The sequence below is a fragment of the Listeria goaensis genome, from assembly GCF_900186125.1.
GTDB lineage: Bacteria > Bacillota > Bacilli > Lactobacillales > Listeriaceae > Listeria > Listeria goaensis.
The window spans coordinates 431,336-456,749 of the sequence record NZ_FYBQ01000001.1; the positions used below are offsets into that span (position 1 = coordinate 431,336).

Annotated in this window: 26 protein-coding genes and 1 riboswitch; of the genes, 7 read left to right on the plus strand and 19 right to left on the minus strand. The window is 40.6% G+C overall.

All coding sequences use genetic code 11. The features are described 5' to 3' along the window. Positions 1-10: 10 nt before the first annotated feature. The 4 genes from CFT42_RS02070 to CFT42_RS02085 all read right to left on the minus strand — a co-directional run bounded on the left by CFT42_RS02070 (position 11) and on the right by CFT42_RS02085 (position 3,224). Positions 11-664 (minus strand): ABC transporter permease, encoded by a 654-nt coding sequence (locus CFT42_RS02070; protein WP_088808962.1) that lies wholly within the window; start codon positions 662-664, stop codon positions 11-13. Continuing rightward, positions 664-1,851: a betaine/proline/choline family ABC transporter ATP-binding protein gene (locus tag CFT42_RS02075; RefSeq protein ID WP_088808963.1), complete on the minus strand. Its 1,188-nt coding sequence runs from the start codon at positions 1,849-1,851 to the stop codon at positions 664-666. Before CFT42_RS02075 ends, CFT42_RS02070 begins: the two co-directional genes overlap by 1 nt. A gap of 206 nt (positions 1,852-2,057) precedes the next feature. Continuing rightward, positions 2,058-2,618, minus strand: a complete 561-nt coding sequence (gene thiT / locus CFT42_RS02080; RefSeq protein ID WP_088808964.1) for an energy-coupled thiamine transporter ThiT — start codon at positions 2,616-2,618, stop codon at positions 2,058-2,060. A gap of 66 nt (positions 2,619-2,684) precedes the next feature. Continuing rightward, a riboswitch (TPP riboswitch) is annotated at positions 2,685-2,785 on the minus strand. 55 nt (positions 2,786-2,840) lie between these two features. Then, positions 2,841-3,224, minus strand: a complete 384-nt coding sequence (locus CFT42_RS02085; protein ID WP_088808965.1) for an MmcQ/YjbR family DNA-binding protein — start codon at positions 3,222-3,224, stop codon at positions 2,841-2,843. A gap of 100 nt (positions 3,225-3,324) precedes the next feature. Between CFT42_RS02085 and CFT42_RS02090 the strand changes: the two genes are divergently transcribed. Continuing rightward, entirely contained in the window at positions 3,325-4,926 is a 1,602-nt protein-coding gene (locus CFT42_RS02090) for an ABC-F family ATP-binding cassette domain-containing protein (protein WP_088808966.1), read from the plus strand. Between the two features lie 25 nt (positions 4,927-4,951). Here the strand turns inward: CFT42_RS02090 and CFT42_RS02095 are convergent, their stop codons facing one another. From CFT42_RS02095 to CFT42_RS02130, 8 genes are all read right to left on the minus strand, one after another. Continuing rightward, on the minus strand, positions 4,952-5,404 hold the full coding sequence (locus tag CFT42_RS02095) for an NUDIX hydrolase (RefSeq protein ID WP_244169917.1): 453 nt from the start codon (positions 5,402-5,404) through the stop codon (positions 4,952-4,954). Between the two features lie 12 nt (positions 5,405-5,416). After that, entirely contained in the window at positions 5,417-6,070 is a 654-nt protein-coding gene (locus CFT42_RS02100; protein ID WP_088808968.1) for a DUF4352 domain-containing protein, read from the minus strand. 98 nt (positions 6,071-6,168) lie between these two features. Then, complete coding sequence (locus tag CFT42_RS02105; RefSeq protein ID WP_088808969.1) at positions 6,169-7,836, minus strand: ribonuclease J; 1,668 nt, start codon at positions 7,834-7,836, stop codon at positions 6,169-6,171. Between the two features lie 14 nt (positions 7,837-7,850). Then, complete coding sequence (dapA, locus tag CFT42_RS02110; protein WP_088815267.1) at positions 7,851-8,735, minus strand: 4-hydroxy-tetrahydrodipicolinate synthase; 885 nt, start codon at positions 8,733-8,735, stop codon at positions 7,851-7,853. Positions 8,736-8,761: 26 nt separating this feature from the next. After that, positions 8,762-9,967 carry an aspartate kinase gene (dapG, locus tag CFT42_RS02115; RefSeq protein ID WP_088815268.1) on the minus strand — a complete coding sequence of 402 codons (1,206 nt, stop codon included), beginning with the start codon at positions 9,965-9,967 and terminating at the stop codon, positions 8,762-8,764. 11 nt (positions 9,968-9,978) lie between these two features. Then, complete coding sequence (locus tag CFT42_RS02120; protein ID WP_088808972.1) at positions 9,979-11,019, minus strand: aspartate-semialdehyde dehydrogenase; 1,041 nt, start codon at positions 11,017-11,019, stop codon at positions 9,979-9,981. 149 nt (positions 11,020-11,168) lie between these two features. Next, the gene (locus CFT42_RS02125) at positions 11,169-13,334 is read right to left on the minus strand and encodes a peptidoglycan D,D-transpeptidase FtsI family protein (RefSeq protein ID WP_088808973.1); all 2,166 of its coding nucleotides are present in this window, start codon (positions 13,332-13,334) and stop codon (positions 11,169-11,171) included. 168 nt (positions 13,335-13,502) lie between these two features. Then, positions 13,503-14,111 carry a superoxide dismutase gene (locus tag CFT42_RS02130; RefSeq protein ID WP_088808974.1) on the minus strand — a complete coding sequence of 203 codons (609 nt, stop codon included), beginning with the start codon at positions 14,109-14,111 and terminating at the stop codon, positions 13,503-13,505. 288 nt (positions 14,112-14,399) lie between these two features. On the opposite strand from CFT42_RS02130, the gene CFT42_RS02135 reads away from it, so the two are divergent. The 5 genes from CFT42_RS02135 (at position 14,400) to CFT42_RS02155 (ending at position 18,124) form a co-directional block, all read left to right on the plus strand. Beyond that, complete coding sequence (locus CFT42_RS02135; protein WP_088808975.1) at positions 14,400-15,194, plus strand: DUF1189 domain-containing protein; 795 nt, start codon at positions 14,400-14,402, stop codon at positions 15,192-15,194. Between the two features lie 112 nt (positions 15,195-15,306). Beyond that, a complete protein-coding gene (gene ispG / locus CFT42_RS02140) occupies positions 15,307-16,416 on the plus strand; it encodes a flavodoxin-dependent (E)-4-hydroxy-3-methylbut-2-enyl-diphosphate synthase (RefSeq protein WP_088808976.1) in 1,110 nt (369 codons plus the stop codon). A gap of 100 nt (positions 16,417-16,516) precedes the next feature. Next, complete coding sequence (locus CFT42_RS02145) at positions 16,517-17,242, plus strand: AzlC family ABC transporter permease (protein WP_088815269.1); 726 nt, start codon at positions 16,517-16,519, stop codon at positions 17,240-17,242. Then, positions 17,209-17,535 carry an AzlD domain-containing protein gene (locus CFT42_RS02150; protein ID WP_088815270.1) on the plus strand — a complete coding sequence of 109 codons (327 nt, stop codon included), beginning with the start codon at positions 17,209-17,211 and terminating at the stop codon, positions 17,533-17,535. The genes CFT42_RS02145 and CFT42_RS02150 overlap by 34 nt, the downstream gene beginning before the upstream one ends. A 10-nt stretch (positions 17,536-17,545) precedes the next feature. Next, entirely contained in the window at positions 17,546-18,124 is a 579-nt protein-coding gene (locus CFT42_RS02155; protein ID WP_088815271.1) for a 3'-5' exonuclease, read from the plus strand. Between the two features lie 69 nt (positions 18,125-18,193). On the opposite strand, the gene CFT42_RS02160 is transcribed toward CFT42_RS02155, so the two are convergent. The 4 genes from CFT42_RS02160 to CFT42_RS02175 form a co-directional block, all read right to left on the minus strand. Further along, complete coding sequence (locus CFT42_RS02160) at positions 18,194-19,060, minus strand: peptidylprolyl isomerase (RefSeq protein ID WP_088808980.1); 867 nt, start codon at positions 19,058-19,060, stop codon at positions 18,194-18,196. A 126-nt stretch (positions 19,061-19,186) separates the two neighbouring features. Beyond that, positions 19,187-19,618 (minus strand): Fur family transcriptional regulator, encoded by a 432-nt coding sequence (locus CFT42_RS02165; protein ID WP_088808981.1) that lies wholly within the window; start codon positions 19,616-19,618, stop codon positions 19,187-19,189. Continuing rightward, complete coding sequence (locus CFT42_RS02170; protein WP_088815272.1) at positions 19,599-20,477, minus strand: metal ABC transporter permease; 879 nt, start codon at positions 20,475-20,477, stop codon at positions 19,599-19,601. Before CFT42_RS02170 ends, CFT42_RS02165 begins: the two co-directional genes overlap by 20 nt. Then, positions 20,452-21,225 carry a metal ABC transporter ATP-binding protein gene (locus CFT42_RS02175; RefSeq protein WP_088808983.1) on the minus strand — a complete coding sequence of 258 codons (774 nt, stop codon included), beginning with the start codon at positions 21,223-21,225 and terminating at the stop codon, positions 20,452-20,454. The genes CFT42_RS02170 and CFT42_RS02175 overlap by 26 nt, the downstream gene beginning before the upstream one ends. A gap of 142 nt (positions 21,226-21,367) precedes the next feature. Between CFT42_RS02175 and CFT42_RS02180 the strand changes: the two genes are divergently transcribed. Beyond that, complete coding sequence (locus CFT42_RS02180) at positions 21,368-22,069, plus strand: tryptophan-rich sensory protein (RefSeq protein WP_088808984.1); 702 nt, start codon at positions 21,368-21,370, stop codon at positions 22,067-22,069. A gap of 39 nt (positions 22,070-22,108) precedes the next feature. On the opposite strand, the gene CFT42_RS02185 is transcribed toward CFT42_RS02180, so the two are convergent. Genes CFT42_RS02185 through CFT42_RS02195 form a run of 3 tightly spaced genes read right to left on the minus strand, consistent with a single transcriptional unit; the run spans position 22,109 to position 25,263 of the window. Further along, positions 22,109-23,035, minus strand: coding sequence for a manganese-dependent inorganic pyrophosphatase (locus CFT42_RS02185; RefSeq protein WP_088808985.1), 927 nt, complete (start codon positions 23,033-23,035; stop codon positions 22,109-22,111). Between the two features lie 12 nt (positions 23,036-23,047). Next, entirely contained in the window at positions 23,048-23,950 is a 903-nt protein-coding gene (locus CFT42_RS02190; protein WP_088808986.1) for a deoxyribonuclease IV, read from the minus strand. Continuing rightward, entirely contained in the window at positions 23,947-25,263 is a 1,317-nt protein-coding gene (locus CFT42_RS02195; RefSeq protein WP_369821454.1) for a DEAD/DEAH box helicase, read from the minus strand. Before CFT42_RS02195 ends, CFT42_RS02190 begins: the two co-directional genes overlap by 4 nt. Positions 25,264-25,414 lie beyond the last annotated feature (151 nt).

Genomic DNA, 25,414 nt, shown 5'->3' on the forward strand with positions numbered 1-25,414 from the left:
TCCGTCCCTCCTAACCGTTGTTTCTCGCATCGCGAAGTGGTTTTGGTGTTAACACATTTTCGAGCTTACCGAGGAAATATTCAACGAGCAGCGCCAAAATCGTAACTGGAATTGCACCGCCTAAAATTAAATCTGGGCGATACAAATTTAAACCGTTAAAAATAAAGTCGCCTAGCCCACCGGCACCAATATATGATGCGAGCGTTGCCCATGCAATGATATACACAGCCGATAGCCGAATGCCCGCCATAATGACGGAAATCGAATTGGGAATTTCCACATTTATAATAAGCTGGAAACTTGTCATACCCATGCCGCGCCCTGATTCAATTAAGTTTTTATCCACACCACGCACGCCAATAAACGTGTTCCGTAAAATTGGCAAGAGCGCATAAATGAATAGTGCGATAATCGCAGGGAATGTTCCAACACCTAAAATTGGAATAATAAACGCAAGAATCGCGAGCGAAGGGACAGTCTGCAAGACACTCACAACGCCGATTACAAAATCCGCCACTTTCGGTGAACGCGTCAGCAAGATGCCGACAGGAACAGCCACAATGATGCCTAAAATAACAGCGGCAAGCGATATGTAAAGATGCTGCCAAGTTTGAACAAGCAAGTTATGCCCATTTTCTTGGAAAAATTGCGTAATCGCATCCATTATTCTCCCCCCTGACTACTGTGCGCAAGTTCTTCGCCTTTCTTTTCCTCCGAAGTAGAAGCCATATCATCATCGCCCCAGATAGAATCGTAAACCATATCAACAAGACTTGCTCGCGTTACAATCCCAACGAGTTTCTTATCGTTATCTACAACGGGCACATATTTATAGCCACGTTTTAAAATCCGTTGCACGGTGTCACGAAGCAGCGCGTCTTCCTTCACGTAAAATACATTTTTTTCCAAAATATCCACAACAGATGTTGCTGTTCGTCGGTTAGAATCAATTTGCTCGACATCGATAAAACCTTTCAAAATATTGCGTTCGTCAACAACAAGAAGCGTATCTACTCGGCGCTCCTTCATAAGTTGAATCGCAGCTTGTAAAGATTTATCTGCCGTAATGGAAACTGGTTTTGGATTCATAATTTGACTAACGATTGTTACATTCGGTTGTGCCTCAATCAAGCGATCCTTTCCAATGAAATCTTCAACAAACGAATCAGCAGGATTACGCAAAATTTCATCTGGTGTATCAAATTGTACAACTTTTCCGTCACGCATAATGACAATTCGGTCCGCTAGTTTGATAGCTTCGTCCATATCATGCGTCACAAAAATAATTGTCTTTCCAAGTTCCTGCTGCAAGCTTTTAAATTCCTCTTGAAGTGCATCACGCGTAATCGGGTCAAGTGCCCCAAACGGTTCATCCATTAAAATGAGCGTTTGGTCAGCTGCTAAGGCACGAAGTACGCCAATACGCTGTTGCTGTCCACCGCTAAGCTCATATGGATATCTGTCTAAATATTCTTCTGGCAAGTCGACCAGTTTAATCAATTCCTTAGCGCGTTCATGTTTCTTTTCATCCGACCACTTCAAAAGCTTTGGGACTAAAACGATGTTATCGCGAATCGTCATATGCGGCATTAAACCAATTTGTTGAATCACATACCCAATTGAACGGCGAAGTTTTACTGGATCTTCTTGTAAAATATCCTTATCGTTAATGAAAATTTTACCTTCAGAAGGTTCAATCAAACGATTTATCATTTTCATCGTAGTCGTTTTCCCACAACCACTTGGTCCGATAAAACAAATAAATTCACCCTTTTCAATATTCAGGTTTAAGTCACTAACCGCCTTTTTCCCACCTTTATACGTCTTCGTAACGTGTTCAAACTTTAACACGAAGAACACCTCCATATGTATTTCTATTTTAACCAATCTTTAGTCAAGTTCCCTATTTTCTAGGCGTCTAAACAAAAAATCCTTATAGAACTATCTATAAGGAGACTATATAAAAAGTATATACTTGTGCCTAGCAAAACGCAACATATCTAACTTCTAAGCACTATAAAACTCCTTGTAGATGGCGCTACAAAGAGTTTCCTAATTTATTTCGGCAGAAACAACTGCGGTTTCATTTTCATCATCACGGTAATCACCAAGCCACAAACAACTATTGTCGCAAGGCAGCTTAGTCCGTTCATTACAATGGAGAAAAGTTGGGCACTCCAACCAGCGAATGCATACGCTCCCCAAAATAGAACACCAGCAAGGTAATGCCAGAAATACCTAGCAATACCTCCCGCAAACATCGCCACCCACGCAAAAGTGATGGCTTTTTTAAAGTTTTTCTCAGTTAAAAAGGCTCTGATTTTTTTAGAATAAATTCCAGAAAAAGCAATGAAAGCGAAAGCAAGCACATACTCAATGAGCGCCTGATTCCACATTAAAATATAAGCTTTTCCTGTTAAAAAATGAAGCAACCCCCATAGAAGTCCAGCAAATCCAGCAGCTAAAAAGCCCCTTCGAATTGCTACTACATACATGGGAATCATGCCGAGCGAAATCGAAAAGCTCGAACCGATATCAAGTGGTATAAAACTTAGTATCATCGCAATCGCTGCAAAAATTGCACATTCCAGTAACACAATTAAACGTTTGTTTGCCATAAAAAATAAACTCCCTTCTTCTTTTGGACATACACGCACCGCAGAAGAAAGCAGTTTTCAATATGAAAAATGCAATCGCCACAATCCCTACGCTCGTATTAACGAACAGGTTCAAAGGGTCAGAGTGAAACACTCAATCTCAGCTTAAAGCCCCCCCTGTGGTAACGTAATATGAAATTCTTAACAAAACCTATTATACCATGCCAAGAAAAAAAGTAAACCCTATTCTTCTCCTGAAAAAAGCACCGCGTTTTGTTTTCGCTTACTAAGCTTCGCAAAAACCAGCTTATAGCTATTTTCCAAGATGGCAGAAAGCAGTTCATCTGGCACATCGCAATCGCTCGAAATCATCACCGAAATCCAGTGCGTCTTATTCAAATGATAGCCCGGCACAATCGCCTGATACTCTTCCTTTAGACGTTCCGCCCGTTCAGGCTCACATTTTGCGCTAATGAACAGAATATCTTGGTGACGATGAATAAGCGCAAACATCTTATCGCCAACTTTCATTACGCTTGCTTCTTTTCCAAACGGGAAAGTCAGTTTTGCTCCTTGTAAGGACTCGCAAAAGGCAACCCATTTTATTCGTTCTAATTCAAATTCCATTTGCCCCACCTCTTTTTTTAGTATAACACGTGAAAAGCTTTATTTACGAGCGGTAGCATGGTAAAATAGGGATAATGTGCTTTTTTATAGGAGGAAAATAATGTTAACAGTGAATAACGTCGCACTTCGATATGGCGATAAAAAGCTATTTGAAGATGTATCGATTAAATTTACACCAGGTAATTGTTACGGTTTAATTGGCGCAAACGGGGCCGGTAAATCGACATTTTTGAAAGTTCTATCAGGTGAAGTGGATTCGCAATCAGGAAATGTGCATATCACGCCTGGCGAGCGCCTGGCTGTGCTTCAACAAGACCATTTCCAATATGATAATGAACTCGTTTTAAACACCGTCATTATGGGGCATAAAACGCTTTATGACATCATGGAAGAGAAGAACGCAATTTATATGAAACCGGATTTCAGCGATGCAGATGGTATCCGTGCGGCTGAACTCGAAGGCGAATTTGGTGAGCTTGGCGGTTGGGAAGCTGAGCCAGATGCAGCTGTCCTTTTAAACGGTCTTGGCATTCCATCTGAACTTCACGGTAAAATGATGAAAGACTTAACAGGTTCTGAAAAAGTGAAAGTGTTACTTGCACAAGCCTTATTTGGTAAACCTGACATTTTGCTACTCGATGAGCCAACAAACCACTTGGACATTCGGGCGATTCATTGGTTAGAGGAGTTTCTAATCAACTTTGAGAACACGGTTATTGTCGTATCACATGACCGTCACTTTTTAAACAAAGTATGTACGCATATTGCCGATCTTGATTTCAGCAAAATTAAACTCTATGTCGGAAACTACGATTTCTGGTATGAGTCGAGCCAACTGGCGCAAACAATGATGAGCGACCGCAACAAGAAAAAAGAAGAGAAAATGAAAGAACTTCAGGACTTCATTGCGCGTTTCAGTGCGAATGCCTCCAAATCAAAACAGGCGACTAGCCGTAAGAAAATGCTTGAAAAGATTACGCTAGAAGATATTCAGCCATCAAGTCGGCGCTATCCATTCATTCAATTTAAGCCTGACCGGGATGTCGGCAATGACCTCCTAACCGTAGAAAATTTAACCAAAGAGATTGACGGGGTTAAGGTTTTAGATAATGTTTCCTTCACGATTAATCGCGATGACAAAGTGGCGCTCGTTGGTGACGATGAAGTTGCGAAAACGACGCTATTCCAGATTTTAGCTGGTGAAATGGAGCCGGATTCCGGGACTTTCCGCTGGGGCGTGACAACAAGCCAAAGCTACTTCCCGAAAGATAACTCTGAGTTTTTCACAGAAAACAATCTAAATCTCGTGGAATGGCTGCGCCAATATTCTCCGCAAGACGATTCCGAAGCGTTCCTGCGCGGCTTCCTTGGACGCATGCTCTTTAGCGGTGACGAAGTGCTAAAAAAAGTGAAAGTACTTTCTGGGGGCGAAAAGGTACGCTGTATGTTGTCGAAAATGATGCTTTCAGGTTCCAACGTACTACTGCTTGATGAGCCTACTAACCACTTGGACTTGGAGTCGATTACCGCTCTAAATAACGGCCTACTTGGCTTTAAAGGCGCGATGATTTTAGCTTCACATGACCATCAACTACTTGAAAGTATAGCAACGCGAATTGTGAACCTTTCTAAAGATAATTTCTACAATAAAGAAATTAGTTATGACGGCTATTTAGCAGAAGTCATGCAAGTGAATGACTGATAAAAAAGCGTGAATCCGGTTGGATTCACGCTTTTTTAAAGTAATCTTCAATAATTTCCATATGCGTTGGATTGAAAAGCGGCGGAATCTCGTTTTGCCCCACCCATTTCAGTTCCAACGTTTCTTCATTGTTAAAGCTTAAATCAACGTTTTCTGATACAACAACTTGATAGACTAAATCGATGCACTGCGCAACATCACCATTTGGATAGTGCTGTTCAAGCGTCGTATAAACACCTTGAAAGTCCCTAACCGAAAACTTTTCGATACTTGTTTCTTCAAAAATCTCACGTCGAAGTGTATCTTCAGGTTTCTCAGAAAGTTCCATTGCCCCACCCGTTAATCCCCAAAGATTGCTATCTCCGCGGCGTTGCATTAAAATCTGACCTTTCCCGTTCTCAATAACGCCTACAACGAATGTCAAAATAATTTTTTCATGCCCTACTTTTGAACGAATCCAATTGATATAATCCATCATCTGCCCCGTTTCTTATTTTAAAGTAATTTGACCCGTATCTATCGTAATAGGCGAAAGCGAATCGCCCACATAAGAAAGCCACGATAAAGAAATCCACTTGATATCACTGACTTTATCAATTTTGCTAATCGGGAAAACTAGCTCACCAGAAATCGTTTTTCCTTTTTCGATTTCACTATCATCGAAAGTTGAAAGGAGCATATCGCCGCCATTCACACTTTCTTTCGGTGTCTTCAATTCCCCTTGATTCGGATATGTGGTCACTTTCTTGTCCCCATGATTCGTGATTTCAAGCGCTACCGTCACACTTCCCGGCAATTCTTTGTCTTCAAGCGAAGAATAAATCGCTTTTTTCTCCACTTTGATACTCGTAATCTTGCTTTCAATTTGGTTGTCCGTCTGCTTAAAATTCACAGGATATGTTTTCGATTCCGTTGCCGAGCTTTCCCCTGAATCATTGGTCATTGAGAAATTACGCACGCTATCTTGCACGTCTTGGAAATTCTTAAACGCCACAATAATCCCAATTATCGAAGCAATCATCAAAACTGTGCTGCTTCCAAGAATAATGGCACCCACTTTTCTTTTTTTCGGGAAAAAGAGGATGACCACTCCTATAATGAATAAGATAAAGGAGATGACTCCACCAAAAATCCAAAATACCATATTATGTCTCCTTTTTTAATGAAATATTGTGTTTATCATATCATTTATTGAACAGGGAGGCAAAAAACTGCAAAACCATCGCTGGCTTTGCAGTTTTGTTAAACTTCCATAATAATCGGTAAAATCATCGGTCTACGTTTAGTCTGCTCAAACAAATAACGATTTAATTTATCACGAATATCTTGTTTTAGTTTCGCCCATTCAAATTCATTTTCTTGTAAGTTGTCTAAAACAATTTTGCTCACCACTTTGGCCGATTCCTCAATCAAATGTTCCGATTCGCGCACATAAATGAAGCCACGCGAAATAATTTCAGGACCCGACACAATTGTTTTCGATTTGCGGTTTAATGTTACAACCACAATGAAAATACCATCTTCTGAAAGCAATTTGCGGTCGCGCAAGACAATGTTACCAACATCGCCAACACCTAAACCGTCAATGAGCGTATTGCCAGCATAAACACGATTGCCCATTGTCATTTTGCCTGCTTTATATTCTACCACATCGCCTTTCCCAGCGACAAAAACGTTCGTTTTCGGAATGCCGACACTATAAGCTAATTTAGCATGACTAATGAGCATCCGATACTCTCCGTGAACGGGAATAAAATACGTCGGTTTCAACAAGTTTAAGACCAATTTTAAATCATCTTGACTCCCGTGACCAGAAATGAATAAATTGCGACTCATTGTCAGAACACGAGCGCCCGCCCGGTAAAGCATATCCATTGTTTTCGCCATCATCGTTTCAAGCGAAGGACTTGGTGTCGTAGTGACATAAACCGTATCGCCCGCTTTAATGTTAAGCTGCGGATGGTTACCTCTTGTCATTTGTTGCAGCGACTGAATGGGCTCGCCTAGATTCCCCGTTTCAATCACCGTAATTTCATGATCTTTGTATTTCTTCATGTCTTTATGAGAAATAATCAAATCATCTTCGACAATAAGTTTATCAAGGCGTCTTGTTATCTCTACTACTCGTTCCAATTCCTTTCCAACAATAACGACTTTACGCTTTGTTGCGGCAGAAGCATCTAAAACTTGCTGCAAGCGAATGACGTTTGAGGCTACGCATGCCACAATGATTCGTCCTTCTGCTGTGCGGAAAGCGTGACGCACTTCTTCCTCAATGTCGCTATCGCTAGAAGTTGTCCCAGGATGTTCCGCTTCAGAACTGTCGGAAAGAAGCGCGAGAACGCCCGACTCTCCAATATCAGCAATGGCACTCAAACTTGTTTCATAGCCATCTTTCGCCGATTGATCAATTTTAAAGTCTCCTGTGTAAACAATCGCGCCTTCACTAGTATCAACAACGATTGCAACGGAATCAGGAATCGTATGTGTTGTCCGGAAGAAACGAATATTTGCTTTTTTAAATTCAATGACACTATCTTCATCAATCACGTGGAAATTTTTAAAGCGCACTTTTTTATACTCTTTTACAGAAGCTTTCGCAAGTTCAATCGTAAGCTCCGTCCCGTAAACTGGCGCTTTTACTTTTTGAAGTAAGTACGGTAAGGCGCCAATCGCATCTTCATGTCCGTGCGATAGTACAATCGCTTTAACACGGTCCTTATTTTCCTCCAAATAGCGGAAATCGGGAATGACCACATCGATGCCGAGCAATTCATCTTCTGGGAACATCAGCCCCGCATCAAGGACGAAAAGTTCATCGTCCACTTCTACCACATACATGTTTTTTCCGCTTTCAGCCACTCCACCAAGAGGAATGATTTTTATCTGTTTCGCTTTTTTAATTGTCAAAGCGGAAACCTCCTTTAGCTTTTTTTCGCTTGTTTATAAATAGATTGCAATTTTTCCGCTTGCACAGCATTCAAATCGACAAGAGGAAGTCTAACAGGGCCAACATCAACCCCTAATTTTCGTAGTAAAAACTTCGTTGGAGCTGGGTTTGGAACGGCAAAAATACCAGTCATGAGCGGAAGCAACTTCCGATGAATCGCGGCCGCCTTTCTCACTTCCCCATTTTCAAACGAATGAATCATTTCTTGCATTTCAGGACCCGCTACATGGCTAAGAACAGATACCACGCCGTGCCCGCCAACAGCTAAAATAGGCAACGTCAAGCTATCATCTCCGCTATAAACGGAGAAATCAGCTGCTGTTTCTTCAATAATTTTGGAAATATTATCTAAGTTCCCGCTGGATTCCTTAACAGAAACGATATTGTCTAATTTCGCGAGTTCAATGATGGTTTCTGGCTCGATATTAACGACAGAACGACCCGGAATATTATAAATCATCACCGGCAACGGCGAATTTTCAGCAACTGCTTTAAAATGCGCATAAAGCCCATCTTGATTTGGCTTATTGTAGTACGGCGCCACAATTAGTGCGGCGTCATAGCCGCCAAGGTCGGCCACTTCTTTTGTGAACCGAATTGTTTCGTCGGTATTATTTGATCCTGTACCTGCAATTAGTTTCGCGCGGCCATCATTTGCTTTCGCCACTTCTGTAAACAATTTGATTTTTTCATCGTGGCTTAAAGTTGGTGACTCGCCCGTTGTTCCTGAAACAACAAGCGCGTCCGTTCCATTTTCAATCAAGTAATTCACTAAAGCATGAATTCGTTTGCGGCAGACTACATTTTTTTCTGGATGAATCGGCGTTACCATCGCCGTAATCACTTTCCCAAAGTTCATTTTTATTCCTCCTAAATAGTAGGGAATTACTCAAAATCAAGACAAAATTCATCATGTAAAGCATTAACTGCTGGAATTAAATCGTCTTCGCTGACTAAAACCCAGATGGTCGTATGGCTATCTGCGGATTGTAAAATTTGAATGCCTTTTTGGGCAAGTGCGCGTACAATTTTCGCTGTGACACCTGGTACTCCTGTGATGCCCGCGCCAACAATTGAAACTTTCGCGCACTCCGTTTTAGACATAACCGAAAAATCTTTTGCTTTTAAAAGTTTTTCAACGGTTTCTTTTTTTTCTTCTGGAACGGTAAACACGATATTCGTGGCCGAAATATTGATAAAATCAAGGCTAATTCCGCCGTCTGCTAAAAGTGCAAAAGCTGATTCCTGCGTTCTTTTGGCATCTGTTTGCACGGAAACTTGTACTAAATCCGTTACGTGAGCAATGCCTGTTACGAGGCGCTCCTTCACATCAAAGTGCCCTGCTTCTCCGCTAGCGACCAGCGTGCCTTCTCCGTCCAAATAAGTGGAGCGAATGCGCATCGGAATTTTTGCTGTCATCGCAATCTCAACAGCTCTCGGGTGAATCACCTTCGCCCCTTGATATGCCATGTTGGACACTTCATTGTAGCTCACCTGCCGTAAGCTTTTCGCGTGTTCGACAATGCGCGGGTCTGCTGTCATCATGCCATCGACGTCCGTAAAGATATCGACATATTCCGCATGAAGCGCAACACCAAGAGCCGCAGCAGACGTATCACTACCGCCGCGACCAAGCGTCGTCACATCATGATGCTCATCAACGCCTTGAAAACCTGCAACTACGACAACATCATTTTTTTCTAAAGCAGCTGTAATTCGTTCGGTGTCCACTTCCAAGATTTTCGCATTCAAATGATTAGGCGTCGTGCGAATACCAGCCTGCCCACCTGAAAACCCTTCTGCCAACACGCCAGATTCCTTCAACATGTTCGTAAAAACTGCACAGGAAATTGTTTCCCCAACAGAAAGCAGCATATCTTGTTCACGTTTTGAAAGCTTCGTCTTTTTAGCGCCAATCAATTCAAGTAGCGTATCAGTCGCATAAGGATCGCCGTAACGCCCAATTGCTGACACAACCACAACGACCTTGTAGCCGTCAGAAACGGCACGTTTAATGTGCTTAAATGCCATTTCGCGTGTTTCCGGACTTTGCACCGACGTCCCGCCAAATTTCTGAACTATCATTTTCATTCCTTGCACCTCTAAATAATTTCTAATTTAACTAGGCTCTCTGCAATTTGAATGGAGTTCCAAGCCGCTCCTTTGAGTAAATTATCCGATACAATCCATAAGTGGAAACCTAGCGGATTATCTAAATCGCGACGAATTCGTCCAACAAAAACTTCCTTTTTCCCAGCCGCATTTGCCGCTTGCGGATAAAGTTGCGTTTCTGGATCATCTTCTAAAACAACGCCTGGAGCCTCTTTCAAACAAGCTTTAATTTTCGCCACGTCTGTTTCTTTTTCAACTTCAATATAAACGGATTCAGAATGTCCAGAAACAACGGGAATTCGCACACACGTTGCGGCTACTTTGATAGAAGCATCTTCCATGATTTTCTTCGTTTCATTGATCATTTTCATCTCTTCGTATGTATAGTCATTTTCGGTGAAAACATCAATTTGCGGTAGCGCGTTAAACGCGATTTGATAATGCTTTTTGTCACCTTTGACGGGCATAATTTCAGGCGTAAAAGGTTTGTCATCTAACACCGCGCGTGATTGTTCGTTCAGTTCTTGAATGGCAGAAACGCCAGAACCAGAAACCGCTTGATATGTGGATACAATAATCCGATTTAAGCCCCATTCTTTGCGAATAGGTTCAAGTGCCGCCACCATTTGAATGGTCGAACAATTTGGGTTGGCAATAATACCTTGATGTTTTTTTAGCGCTCTTTCGTTCACTTCTGGGACAACGAGTGGAACATTTTCATCCATGCGATATGCACTTGTATTGTCAATCACAATAGCGCCACGCTTCACGGCTTCCTCGGCAAACTTTTTCGAAACCGAGCCACCTGCGCTAAATAAAGCTATATCAACACCATTAAAAGACTCAGGTGTAGCTTCTTGCACGATAACTTCTTTTCCTTTAAAAGTAAGTTTTTGTCCTGCAGAACGTGCGGAAGATAAGAAAGAAATTTGCTTAATCTTAAACGTCGCCGCCTCTTCTAATAACTGAATCATTTGTGTTCCTACTGCGCCAGTCGCACCGACAACGGCAACATGATAGCTTTTTGTCATTCATTATTCCTCCTTCATTTTTGCTTTCATCAAAGTGATCGTTCACTTTAAACTCTATTTATCATATCATAAAACGCACTATTTCGCAGTTCTTTTCCACTTTTTTTGAAAAAAAGACCTCGCCTGATTTTCAGACAAGGCCTTACCTATTATTTTTCCGTTTGTTTCGATTGTGCCGCTCGTGCTGCTTGCAGATTATTAATAGGTTGGTCAACATTTGAAGTTTCTTTTTTCTGTTCCGAACGTTTCTTCTTCAGTTCGAAATATTTATCTAAGACTTCCTTTGAAATACTCATATTGATTTTGCTGTCACTATATCCATCGCGATATTCCCACGGGACAACAACGGCAATAGCAATTTCTGGTTTTTTGGCAGGTGCATAGCCAACAAAAGTCGTATTCCAAACTTCGGCCATTTTTGAAGCTGTTTTAGGTCCATCATAGAAACCTTGGGCCGTACCAGTTTTTCCTGCTACATCATAGTCCGCAGAACCGAAAACAGTACGCGCTGTACCATTTGGTCCGTGTGTTACTTGGTAAAAACCATTTTGTACTGTTTTAATATCCGCCTCCGTAACACCTAAACGGTTTAACACTTTTGGTTCGTTGCTAGATGCAACCGTTCCAACGGTGTCGCCTGAAGTACTTGGATTGCGGATTTCCTTCACCATAGATGGCTGAATACGTGAACCGCCGTTTGCAATCGTTGACGCATATTGCGCAAGTTGAAGCGGCGTATAAGAATCATACTGTCCAATTGCAAAGTCAAGAATTTTACCGATTGTATCATCTTGACCTTTATACCCAACTTGTTCGCCCGGCAAATCAATACCTGTTCGGACGCCTAAGCCAAATTGATTGTAATAATAACGCATTTCATCGAAAGTTGAAAGCGGCGCACGAAGCGGACCGTTTGGCACGTATTTCGCGCCCCCCATTTTCATGGAAACTTGATACATGTAGGAGTTTGACGAAATTTCAAGTGCGCCAACTGGGTTAAGCGCAAGCGAGCGCTCCCCGTTTCTATTAAACCAAGAACTTTTTGGTTTTGTACCTTTGAAAACAATTGGCTGATCGACAAAAACTGTATCTTTTGTGATGGCGTCGCTCATAATCCCACTTAAAACCGTGGCACCTTTTACAGCTGACCCCATATTATAGGCGGTTGTAAACGTTCCAAGGGAATAATCTTCAAATTCGCCTTTGTCGTTTATTTTTTGTCCAGCTAAACTTAAAACTTCACCACTGTATGGATCCATCGCGACGACAAATGCGCGATCAAGCAAATCAGATCCACCAGAAGACTTACCTTTTTTAATATTATTTCGCAAAATTTCTTCTACAGCATTTTGGAATTCAACGTCTACGGATAAAACGAGGTCTTTTCCTTTTGAGCCCTCATTTTTTTGTACCGTTTCGATAATATTTCCTTGACTGTCAAGTACGCTTTCTGATTGCGATTTTTGTCCAGCGAGAACGTTTTGGTATTCTGCTTCTAGATAGCTTTTTCCGACACGATCATTTCGGCTATAGCCTTGCGATAAGTAATATTCTGCTTTTTCTTTTGGAAGCCCTTCTTTTGCTGATGAAACCGATCCTAAAATTGAGCGGAGTGTTTCATCATACGTATAAAAGCGATTCCAGTCTGTGGTTGTATCAACGCCTGGCAAGCTTTCTAAATTTTCACTAACTCTAGCGATTTCTTGATCTGTGACATCTTTGCTTTTCACAACCGCTTCGGTCATTGCATAACCGCTTGTCATTTTTTTATAAATCGTAGCGATACGTTTATCATCCGCTGTTAAGCTCGCTAAATCTTTATCTGTTACTTTTTCAACTTGGATTTTATAAGATTTAGAAGCATCAAGTGCTTGTTCTTTGGCTGTTAATCGGCTAAGCGATTCTTGTTCATTTGTTAAAATCCAATAATCTTGCAAATCGCGTTCTGTTAATTTTTCAGGTTCAACTTTAATCATCTTATCGAGCTTTTGCGCAACTTGCAAAGTTTCAGATGGTTTTGTTTGTTGACTTCTTGTATACGTAATCGATTTTACTGCTGTATTTCCAACTAAAAGATTATAATTGCGGTCATAAATAACACCACGTGGTACATTTTTTGAGACTGTAACATTTTCAGTTTCTTCTAGTTGTCTTTTATACGTATCCCCTTGAACAATTTGGACAATGCCAAGGCGTAGAATGAGTACAGAAAACAAAATAAAGATGACGAAGAAAAGAATATTGAGTCGGAGTGGTATGACGGCACGCTTTTTTTTCTTTGATTTATCTTTCTTTTTTCTAAAATTCAGTTTCACCTATCACAAACCCTCTCTTAAAAGATAATGCCTCTTTACATTGTAGCCGAAAACTAACAAACTTTCCACCTTCTGCAAGTTAGAATTTAATTAAAAATAGTATAAGAAAAAATAAAGAACCGTGATTGGTCACTAACCAATCACGGTTTAAAAGTTTAGATATTAAACTTATTTAGCAGCTGCAAAGCGTTTTGCAACTTCATCCCAATTTACTACGTTCCAGAAAGTATCGATGTATTCTGGGCGGCGATTTTGGAATTTAAGGTAGTAAGCGTGTTCCCAAACATCTAAGCCAAGAACTGGTGTGTAGCCATCGCTTAATGGGGAATCTTGGTTTGGTAGGCTGATAATTTCAAGCTCACCATTTTTAACAACGAGCCAAGCCCAGCCAGAGCCAAAGCGAGTAGTTGCGGCATCAGCAAATTTTGCTTTGAAATCAGCAAAGTTTCCAAATTTAGCATCGATAGCTGCTTTTAATTCGCCAGCAGGTTCGCCGCCGCCACTTGGGCTTAAAATGGACCAGAATAATGTATGGTTTGCATGACCGCCGCCATTATTACGGACAGCCGTGCGGATATTTTCAGGTACAGTATCTAATTTAGCAACTAATTCTTCTACAGGAAGGCTCGCTAAATCGTCGTGACCTTTTAAAGCGTCGTTTAATTTTGTAACATACGTATTATGATGCTTTGAGTAATGGATTTCCATTGTTTCCTTGTCAAAGTTAGGTTCTAACGCATCGTAAGTATATGGTAGTTTTGGTAATTCATAAGTCATTTAAAATTCCTCCTTGAAAATAATTTTGATTGTGCGTAAACAAATCAGACTATGCCAATAGACTTAGCTTTCTTCCAAAAAACAGCTTCACCCGTACCATTTTATCCTCTCGCTTACATCTTTTAGACTAGCACTTTCCGAAATCACATGCAATTTTTCTGCTTGAATTGATTTTCAGTTCAAATAAAGCTATGATGAAATAGCGAAAGAAGTTGAGAATATGTACACACAGTTCTCTCTTCCCTTTTCGAAAAATTTAAAACAAGCTGTGAGGTGCTTACGAAAAAAATGAATATTTTTAAACGTTTTTGGAAAAGCCTTTTTTCTCCTGCAGATATTGCTTCCTTCCGAAAAGATAAAGTAGGTTCAAGTATTTTCTACATCATCGTTTTAACTTTCGTCATGTTTCTCCCGCTCGCCTATTTCACAACAACGACTATAAACAATGGGCTCAAAGTTGGCGAAAGCACGTTAAAAAATGAAATTCCTGATTTTACAATTGAAGGTGGTAAACTTGTTACGAAAGATCCTTCCAAAGACGACCTGCCGATTTCAATTGATGAAGGGAACTTGCATGTTTATTTTGATGCGAGTGGAACACTAGATGAAGATGCTGTCGATAATAAAATCGGCTCTTATGACGGAGCATTTGCTTTCTTGTCTAAAGAAATTTATGTGACGGCTGCTGGCACTTCACAATCTGTCAGCTATGACACACTTGGGATTAAAGATAAAGATGATGTTTTAAGTCTGTATGCGTCAATCACTGATATGTCCAAAGTTTTCATCCCGATTATTTTATTGATTATCTTTTTATTTGCACTTGGATCAACATTTTTCCGAGTTGGTCTTTACGGATTGTTTGGATACATTTTAACTGGCTTTGGCCGAAACGGCATTTCTTACAAGGAAAACTGGATGATGGCGACTTATGCAATTACGCTTTCTGCAACGTTTACGATGATTATGGAATGGCTTCAAATAGCGGTTCCTTATGGTATGGAAATCAATTTGGTTGTTACGTTAATTGTTCTCTTTCTCGCGATTAGATCGCTGCCCCAAAAAACGAAAGAGCAGGAATAAAACGCAGCAAGTCGCATTTTTCTTATCAAATTCTCATACTAGAAATCGTGCTTTAACCCTAAAAAAATGGTATGATACTAGGTGAAAAACACTATAAAGGAGCGAATTGTCCTTGAACGAGAGAATATTACGTACGGAAACACGCCCTGTAAAAGTTGGAAATCTGACCATTGGCGGTAGTAATGAATTATTTATCCAAAGTATGGCGACGACAAAAACACATGATGTTGAGGCAACGGTTGCTGAAATTTTAAGATTGGAAGAGGCGGGCTGCCAAATTGTTCGAGTTGCTTGTCCTGATGAGCGAGCTGCTGATGCGCTTAGCGAGATAAAGAAACGCATCCATATTCCTCTTGTTGCTGACATTCATTTTGATTACCGTTTGGCGCTTAAAGCGATTGAAGCGGGTGTGGATAAAATCCGCATTAATCCTGGTAACATTGGTCGCCGTGAACGCGTTGAAAAAGTCGTGAATGCGGCGAAAGCGAAAGGCATTCCAATTCGTATTGGTGTCAATGCTGGTAGCCTTGAAAAGAAAATTATTCAAAAATATGGCTATCCAACTGCTGACGGTATGGTTGAAAGTGCCTTGCACCACATAAAAATACTTGAAGATTTAGATTTTCACGACATTATCGTTTCTTTAAAAGCCTCCGATGTAAACTTAGCCATTGAGGCCTATGATAAGGCGAGTCGCGCATTTAATTATCCACTCCACCTTGGAATCACTGAATCTGGGACACAATTTGCTGGAGGCATTAAAAGTGCTGCTGGTCTTGGCGCCATTTTGAGCCGCGGAATTGGTAATACTCTCCGCGTTTCGCTTAGTGCCGATCCAGTTGAAGAAGTGAAAGTCGCGCGTGAATTATTAAAATCATTCGGCCTTTCTTCCAATGCTGCAACGTTAATCTCTTGCCCAACTTGCGGCCGAATTGAAATCGATTTAATCAGCATCGCGAATGAAGTTGAAGAATATATTTCTACAATTAAAGCGCCCATTAAAGTGGCTGTGCTTGGCTGTGCCGTAAATGGGCCTGGCGAAGCGCGTGAAGCGGACATTGGTATCGCGGGAGCTAAAGGTGAAGGCCTCCTCTTCCGCCACGGTAAAATTGTGCGCAAAGTGCCTGAGGATATCATGGTCGATGAACTTAAAAAAGAAATTGACATTTTGGCTGAAGAATATTTCGCTAAAAAGGCAGCTGAAGAAGCTGCGGCAAAGTAACACTCATAAATGCAGGTGCGATTAAAAATTGCACCTGCATTTATTTTATTCCTAAACATCTTAAATTATGCTATGATGAGTTATAAAAAAGGAGATTTAAATGAACAAAGAATTAACTTTTCTAGATGGCGTAAAAGCTTGCTTACCAACTGTTTTAGGATATGTTGGTATCGGGATTGCTGCAGGCGTTGTTGGAAAAGCCTCCCACTTAAGCTTCCTTGAGATTACACTTCTTTCTGCACTTGTTTATGCGGGAGCAGCTCAGTTTATCATTTGCGGGTTATTATTACTTCAAAGTCCTATTTCAGCCATTGTCACAACCACTTTTCTTATTAATTCGCGGCATTTCCTGATGAGCATGGCAACAGCCCCAAGTTTTAAAAAAGCCTCGATTTTACATAATATCGGGATTGGTGCTCTTCTAACAGATGAATCCTTTGCCGTCGCTATGAACCAAATTGGGAATAAAAAAAACATCAACGTCATGTGGATGCACGGATTAAACGTAACAGCTTACGCCACTTGGATTTTAGCTTGTTTATTCGGCGCTATTATTGGGAGTTGGTTACCTAATCCTGAAATGTTTGGTCTTGATTTTGCTTTAACCGCCATGTTTATTGGCCTACTATATTTACAGCTTATCAGTGATAAAAGTAAGAAAATCAAAACGTCGCTACTTGTCATGGCAACGGTTATGCTACTTGTTTTCTTGTTCATGCGCTTTATGACACCTGAGCTCGCCGTTCTTAGCGCGACACTATTAGGCTGTTTGATTGGAGTGATTTTAGACAAATGGCCATCAGCACATACACCTTCCTCGCGATAATCGGTTGCGCCATCGTCACGTTTATCCCGCGCGTATTGCCTTTTCTTTTTGTTAGAAAAATGAAACTACCAGATTTGCTTATGAGTTACCTCTCCTATGTCCCGTTATGCATTTTGACAGCCTTATTTATACAAAGCTTGCTCACGGAACATGATGGTAACTTTCCGTCTATCGATCTTTTACCATTTTTGGCTGCTCTACCAACTATTCTGACTGCTATTTTAACTAAAAACTTACTTTGGGTCGTTGTGATTGGCATCATTTCAATGGCCGCACTTCGATTTTTCTTCTAGGAGGTATTTGATGAACCAACTTAATTACTGTATGCTTGATTTTGAAACCGCGAATGGAAGCCGAACAAGTCCTTGCTCGATTGGCATTGTAAAAGTCGAAAATGGCCAAATTCGCGATACATTTTATTCCCTAATCAATCCCGAAGAACCATTTTACAAGCGGAATATTGAAATCCACGGCATCTACCCTGACGATGTGCTGGGCGCTCCAACCTTTCAAGAAATCTATCCTTTCATTAGCGAATTTATCGGCACAACACCGGTCACTGCGCATTTCGCGAGTTTTGATATTAGCGTCTTCCGCAAATCAGCAGAGAAATACCAATTGATTTTACCTGAAAATGACTATTTCTGCTCCTGCATTTTGTCACAGCAAATCTTGCCGTTAAAAAGCCACCGTTTAAACCAGGTCGCGGACTACTTCGGCATTTACTTTAACCACCACAACGCACTTGACGATTCAAAAGCCGCCGCAGAAATTGTCTTAAAGCTCGCAGAAATCAAAGAAGTTTCCACCGTCCCAGCACTCATCAACTCAATTGGTTACCGCTTCGGACAAATTAACGGTGCCAATTTCGCCAAAGTATAAAGTAAAACGAATAAGCATAAATCCCGCAAAATACCATCTTTTAAAATGGAGTTTTGCGGGATTTATCTTTTATTCAGTAGCCGTACTCGAATCGGTGTAATCAGAAAAAGCATCTTTCAAATCGCTATCTTTGATTTTAATATTGGCTGCTTTATATTCCTTTTTAAGCGCTTTTGTCATGTTTTCGGATGTCATTTGCGACTCTATGTAAGCAGCCTTCACCTTACTTTTGTCTTCTTTAAAAGATTTTTTCTCCGTTTTCTCTTCCAACTGGATAATATGGTAGCCGTAAGAAGATTTTACTGGTTCGCTAACATCGCCTTTATTTTCAAGCGCATACGCCGCTTTTTCGAAGGCTTCATCCATTTCGCCTGGACCAAACGGATCAAGCAAACCACCATTTTCAGCAGTGGATGTGTCTGTTGAATATTCTTTGGCTAAATCTGCAAATTTTTCACCATTATCAAGTTTTTCCTTCACTTCTTTCGCAGTGGCCTCATCATCAACAAGGATATGGCTAACCGTAATATCGGGTTCCCAAGTCTTATAATATTCCTTCAACTTTTTATCCGTCACCTTTATGTTTGCTTCCGTTGCTTTTTGAACGAGTAAGTTATATTTTATATTATCTTTAAAACTTTCCTCCGTTAAATTATTGGATGCAAGTGTTGATTCAAAACTATCCCCATATTGCTCCGCATATTTTTTATATTCTGCACTCACTTCCTTGTCGGATACAGAATATTTCTTTTCGAGGATTTTTTCAAAAGTGAGCTGCTGAACGGCATCACTTCCGTAACTCGTTTTAAGCGCCTCATATAATTCGCTTTCTGTAACATTTCCTGCGTCCGTTTTAACAACGGCACTGCTTGAACACCCTCCTAAAATGAGTGTTGTTGTTGCGGCTAGTACAATTAAAGTTTGTTTGAGTTTCATGTACGACTTCCTTTCTTTCACTATCTTCAATTAGTATAAACGATAGTTTTGAAAGGTTTGCGTCATAATTATGAATGAAATATGAACAAAAAAAACAGAAATGAGGGTCTCATTTCTGTTTTCTAGTTAACTGGCTGCTTTTTTTAAGCAATCAGGGCATTTTCCATAAACTTCGAATTTATGGCCTTCAATTTCGTATCCGGGAAGTGCTTCGGTTAGGAAATCCATCGGGCACATCATAATTTCTTTTGTTTTTCCGCAACCTAGACAGATGAAATGATGATGGTGATGTTCGTGTGAGCATGCTAGGCGGAAGTTTTTTTCACCCGAAAGTTCTGTTTCTTCAAAAATTCCGAGGTCAACAAACAGCGATAAATTCCTGTAAATGGTGTCAAAACTAATGCCGGGAAAATCGTCTTTCATGTTTTCAAGAACGTCTTTTGCGGTTAAATAGCAATTTTTACGTGCAAATAATTCAATTAGAAATTGGCGTTTATCGGTATGTTTATACCCGGAATCTTTCATTTTTAGGAGTGCTTCACTCGCTGATAATGCCATTTTTTTCACCTCTTTTCGCAAGAATAAAGCGCATGCGGATTTTTTGATAAACCATTGTTAAAATTAAAATGATGACAGATAATAAAACGATGGCTCCACCTGGCGCTAAGTCTAAGTAATAGGCGCTAACAAGACCAACAATAACGGAAATTTCCCCAAAAATAATCGCGAAAATAATCGTCTGCTTAAAGCCTTTGGCGATACGGATTGCCGCTGCAACAGGCAAGGTCATCAGTGACGATACGAGCAAGATGCCAACGATGCGCATGGAGCTCGCGATGACGAGTGCAACAAGTACCATAAAGATAATATCGAAGGCTTTAGCACGAATTCCTGAAACGCGTGCATATTCTTCGTCAAACGAAAGTAAAAATAATTCCTTGTACAAAAGCAAAATCACGATAAAAACAAATGCAGCGATGCCGACAATGGTGTACATATCGCTTCTACTTACTGCGCTGACGCTCCCAAATAAATAGCTAAACAAATCTGTGTTAAAACCGTTTGCGAGCGAAATGAAAATGACGGAAAATCCCATGCCGGCGGACATTATAATTGGAATGGCGAGCTCTTCAAAGTGTTTATAGACGGAGCGCAGTTTTTCCATCAAGAGCGAACCAACTGTCGCAAAGCCAAATCCTAAATAAAGTGGATTTAAGCTGACGAGCGGTACATACGTTTTACTTAAAAACAAACTTACGGCGATGCCGGCTAATGTTACGTGACTAAGCGCATCTGCCATAAGAGACAGCTTGCGGACGACAATAAAACTACCTAGAAGCGGTGCCACAATGCCGATGACAAGGCCGACAATAAAGGTATTGCGAATAAAATCATATTGAAACAGTGTGGCAATCACAATGCGTTCCCTCTCTTTCTAGCCCTTCTGTGGCCGCTTCGATTTCACGTTCTTCTAAATAAAGATGATAATCGCGCGTACTCCCATCGAACAAAATTCGCTTGTTGATGCTGATGACATGGTCGACATAGTTGTTAATCGCAAGCATGTCGTGCGTTACAAGTATTAGCGTCATTTCTTTTGTCTGATTGAGTTTCCCTAACAACTCATAAAACGCTTTAACATTTTCTACATCGACGCCGACAGTTGGCTCGTCCAGAATGAGCATTTCAGGCTTGCTGACAAGTGACCTCGCGATAAAGACGCGCTGCTGCTGTCCACCTGATAGTTCGCCAATGTTGCGGTTTAAAAAGTCCGTCATTGAAACGGTTTTAAGCGCCTCGAAAATGGCTTCGTTGTCCGCTTTACCTAACATTTTAAACAGCCCTTTTTTCTTGGTTAAACCACTCGCCACAACTTCCTTCACGGTAGCCGGGAACGCTGAATTGAACGCGTTTGATTTTTGGGAAACAAAACCGATTTTTTCGAAATGGCGAAAATTTTGCTGTTTCTCGCCAAACAAAGAAATACTTCCCTTTTGATTTTTTAAAAGCCCTAAAATTAATTTTAAAAGCGTTGACTTGCCAGAGCCATTCGGCCCAATGATACCTGTAAAACTTCCTTTTTTAACAGAAAAATGTATGTTTTCAAGAACTTCCTCATGATCATAATGAAAGGATAGCCCTGCTATTTCCAAGATTTCTTTCATTTTCAAAACTCCTTTTTGAGCTTTTCAAGCACTTTCCTAGTATAGCGGATTTATGTTAAAATGTAAATCGTAATGAATCTGATTAAGAAAAAAGATTACTTTCTTGTACTTTAGGGAAATAAGTTGTCAGGGGGTGCGACAGATGAATTTAATCTGGATGTACATAACGTATTTTGTAATGGTGGCAGTTAATGCTTTTGCCAATATTTTACCTTTAAACGGGGTAACGACTGGCGAAGTGAGCAATCGGTATCAAACCTTGTTTACACCTGCCGGTTATGTGTTTTCAATTTGGGGTCTTATTTACTTACTCTTATTTGTTTGGCTTGTAGGCGTGACTGTGAAACGTGAGCACGTGACAAGTCAACTGGCGTTTGTCTTTACTTCGAGTAGCCTTTTAAATGCACTTTGGATTTTTATGTGGCATTTCAATTTGATTTTTTTATCCATCGTTGTGATGCTGCTCTTGCTTCTCTCGCTACTATTATTTTATGCGTATCAAAAGCAAATTTCAAAGCGACGTTTGTGGCGTGTGCCAATTTCAGTATATCTTGGCTGGATTTTCGTGGCAACAATTGCTAACATTTGTTATTACTTCAATGTCTTGGGCTTAGTGAGCTTTCAATCTGGCGCAACAATTATTTTACTTCTTTTAGCAAGCTTCTTCGTTCTCGTATTTCGTTACAAGCAAAATGATTTTATTGTGCCGCTCGTTTTTGTTTGGGCATTCATCGGTATTTTCATTCGCGATTACGCATTGGCACCGTTTGTTGCCTATACAGCGCTCATTATGGCGATTATGATTTTCATGTTGAATTGGTTCCGTTTAAAGCAATATAAATAAAAAAGTGCCAAGCGCGTAATTTCGCTTGGCACTTTTTTATTATTTAGAGAAAATCTCTGTCAACACTGGAACAACTTGTTTTTTACGTGATACAACGCCAGCAAGTGGTGCTTTGCCGTTTACAATTTTCACGTTATACGCTTCTTCTACAGCATTTGTTTCTGTACCAATCGCTACACCAACAGAATCATTTGTTAAAATGTTGGTAATGATGAATAAATATAAGCCTAAGCCTTTGTCTGCAATGGCTTTTTGGATAACAGGTTCCACTTCGCTCATGCGTGATAACACATCTTCTTCATCTACGACATTAATTTGTGCGATTTCAATTTTATGACCGTTCATATCGAATTCTTTCGCATCAAGTAATAGTTCAGCGACGGATTTTTTGCTTACATCGGCGCCCGCACGGAGCATTTCCATGCCGTAAGCTTGTAGATCAATGCCCGCAATGTCTGCTAGCTTTTCTGCCGCAGCTTGATCTTCTGCCGTTGATGTTGGGGATTTAAATAGCAATGTATCCGAAATAATTGCGGAAGCCATCAGTTTGGCAACGGTTTTTGGAACTTCAATATTTTTTTCTACAAAAAGTTTTAATAGGATTGTCGCCGTGCATCCAACTGGCTCTGCGCGGTAATAAAGCGGATCTGCTGTTTCAAAGTTGGCAATACGATGGTGGTCAATGACCGTATGTACCGTCACGTTTTTAATATCGTCTGCACTTTGTTGCGCTTCATTATGGTCGACAAGGCACACTGTAGTTACTTCATTTGCAACCGTTTGGACTAAACGCGGGGCTTCGATGCCTGCACTTTTTAAAACAAATTCCGTTTCAGAATTTAATTCACCGAGGCGAACTGCTTCCACTTCAAAACCTTCTGCCTTTTTTAGTTCGCTGAAGGCTATCGCCGAACAAATTGTGTCGGTATCCGGGTTTTTATGCCCAAAAACTAACATTTTTTCCATATTTATCTCTCCTTATTCATCAGCCATAATTTTTTCGATTAAATCGGGATCAAACTTTTGCTTGCGCAGCATCTCAATTTCAAATCGATATGGTGGTTTTTTATTATTTTTATCTTCACCCACATAAGGTGTTTCGAGAATTTTCGGAACGGACATTAAATTCGGGTGATGCACGATGTAATTTAATGCATCAAAACCAATATGACCAAATCCAATATTCGCGTGACGATCTTTATGTGCCCCACAAACATTTTTACTATCATTAATGTGAAGTACTTTTAAACGGTCGATGCCGATAATTTTATCAAACTCATTTAAAACACCATCAAAGTCATTCACAATATCATAACCAGCATCGTGCGTATGGCACGTATCAAATGTTACTGACAAAAGCTCATTATGTGTCACCCCGTCAATAATTTGGGCAATTTCTTCAAAAGAACGTCCAATTTCCGTTCCTTTTCCAGCCATCGTTTCAAGTGCAATTTGCACATCAACACTTGGATCAAGCGCTTCGTTTAAGCCTTTGATGATTTGCTTAATCCCAACTTCAGCGCCTTCCCCAACATGCGCGCCCGGATGTAGCACAATTTGCTTCGCCGAAAGTGCTGCGGTGCGTTCGATTTCCTGACGTAAGAAACTTACGCCAAGTTCGAATGTTTCTGGCTTAACTGCATTACCAATATTAATAATGTACGGCGCATGCACGACAATATCTTGCATCTCATTGTCAGCCATATGCTCAAGTCCTGCTTCAATATTTAATTCCTCAATCGGTTTGCGCCGCGTGTTTTGCGGAGCACCCGTATAAATCATAAACGTATTGGCACCGTAAGAAGCCGCTTCCTCGCTTGCACCTAGCAACATTTTTTTGCCGCTCATCGAAACGTGCGAACCAATTCTTAAATTGCTCATTTTTTCCCTCGATTCTTTTTACGATTTTCACGGCGTTTAATTTCCGCCATTTTGTAGTTGATTTTCTTTTTATAACCAGGTTTTCGCTTCTGTTTCGCTTTTTTACGCATGCCGATTTCACGCGGATCAGCTGCCTCACGCTTTGCCTCACGTTTCGCGCGTTTATTGCGGTCTTGAACCTCAACAAATTCGCCCTTTTTAAGCTCTACATGTTTAAAGCTAATTCCCAGTTTCTCCAATTGATTTAAACGATCCTCATCGGCTGGTTCAAAAATGGTAAGGGCAATACCAGAGTGCCCCGCCCGGCCCGTCCGACCTGTACGGTGAATATAAAAATCATTATCGTCTGGAAGTTCATAATTAATAACGTGGCTAATGCCTTGAATATCAATCCCTCTTGCCGCAAGATCTGTCGCAACAATGTATTGATAATCCATATTTTCAATGGCCTTCATCGTCCGTTTACGTTCGCGCGGATTCACATCGCCATGAATTTTAGCCACTTTTAAACCGCGACTAACAAGCCCCGCATGAACTTCATCTGCCGTTTGCTTTGTATTCGTAAATACAATGGCTAAAAATGGCTGGAAAGTCACCAAGCAATCTTTTAATAAGTCGAGTTTATTTTTACTTTTGGCCGCAATTAATTCATACGTCACTGATTTTGATGCCACTACATTTGGCGTAATGTGCTCATAACGCGGATTTTCCATATACTTTTTCAAAAATGGTTTTAATTTTTGCGGAATAGTCGCCGAAAATACAAGCATTTGAAGTTCAGGCGGCATTTTCCCAGCAATTTGGTCCACATCATTTAAAAAGCCCATGTCAAGCGTCATGTCAGCTTCATCGATGACGAGCACATTTGCCGTGTAAACTTGTAGCGCGTTTTCCCGAATCATATCATTAATACGGCCAGGTGTCCCCACAATAATTTGCGGCTGTTTCTTAAGCTTTTCTATCGCGCGTTTTTTATCCGTACCTCCGATAATTAATTGCGCGCTAATGTCGTTCTCGCTGTATTTCGTAATTTTTTTTACTTCGTTATAAATTTGTGTAGCTAGTTCGCGACTTGGCGCCGTGATAACAGCTTGCAAAACATCTTTATGCGGATTAATTTTTTCAATAATCGGCAGTAAAAAAGTATGCGTTTTTCCCGTTCCAGTTTGCGACTGCCCGATAATGCTTTCTCCGCGCATGACGCCCGGTATTAACTTTTGTTGCACCTCTGTTGGTTCATAAAAACCTAATTTTTCAATCGCAACATTGATAAAAGGCTGAAAACCAAATTGTTCAAACCTTGTCTTTTTCATAGTCATCATTTCACTCCGTTTCAGTTCCTTGTGCCATTATACCATCTACAGCGCATGACTGCGACAAAAAAATATAGAAAAACGCGTTCTAGCAAAAAAAAAGATTCTTCGTTATAATAGATGTAGAATTTGCTTTTTTAGTTTAGGAGGA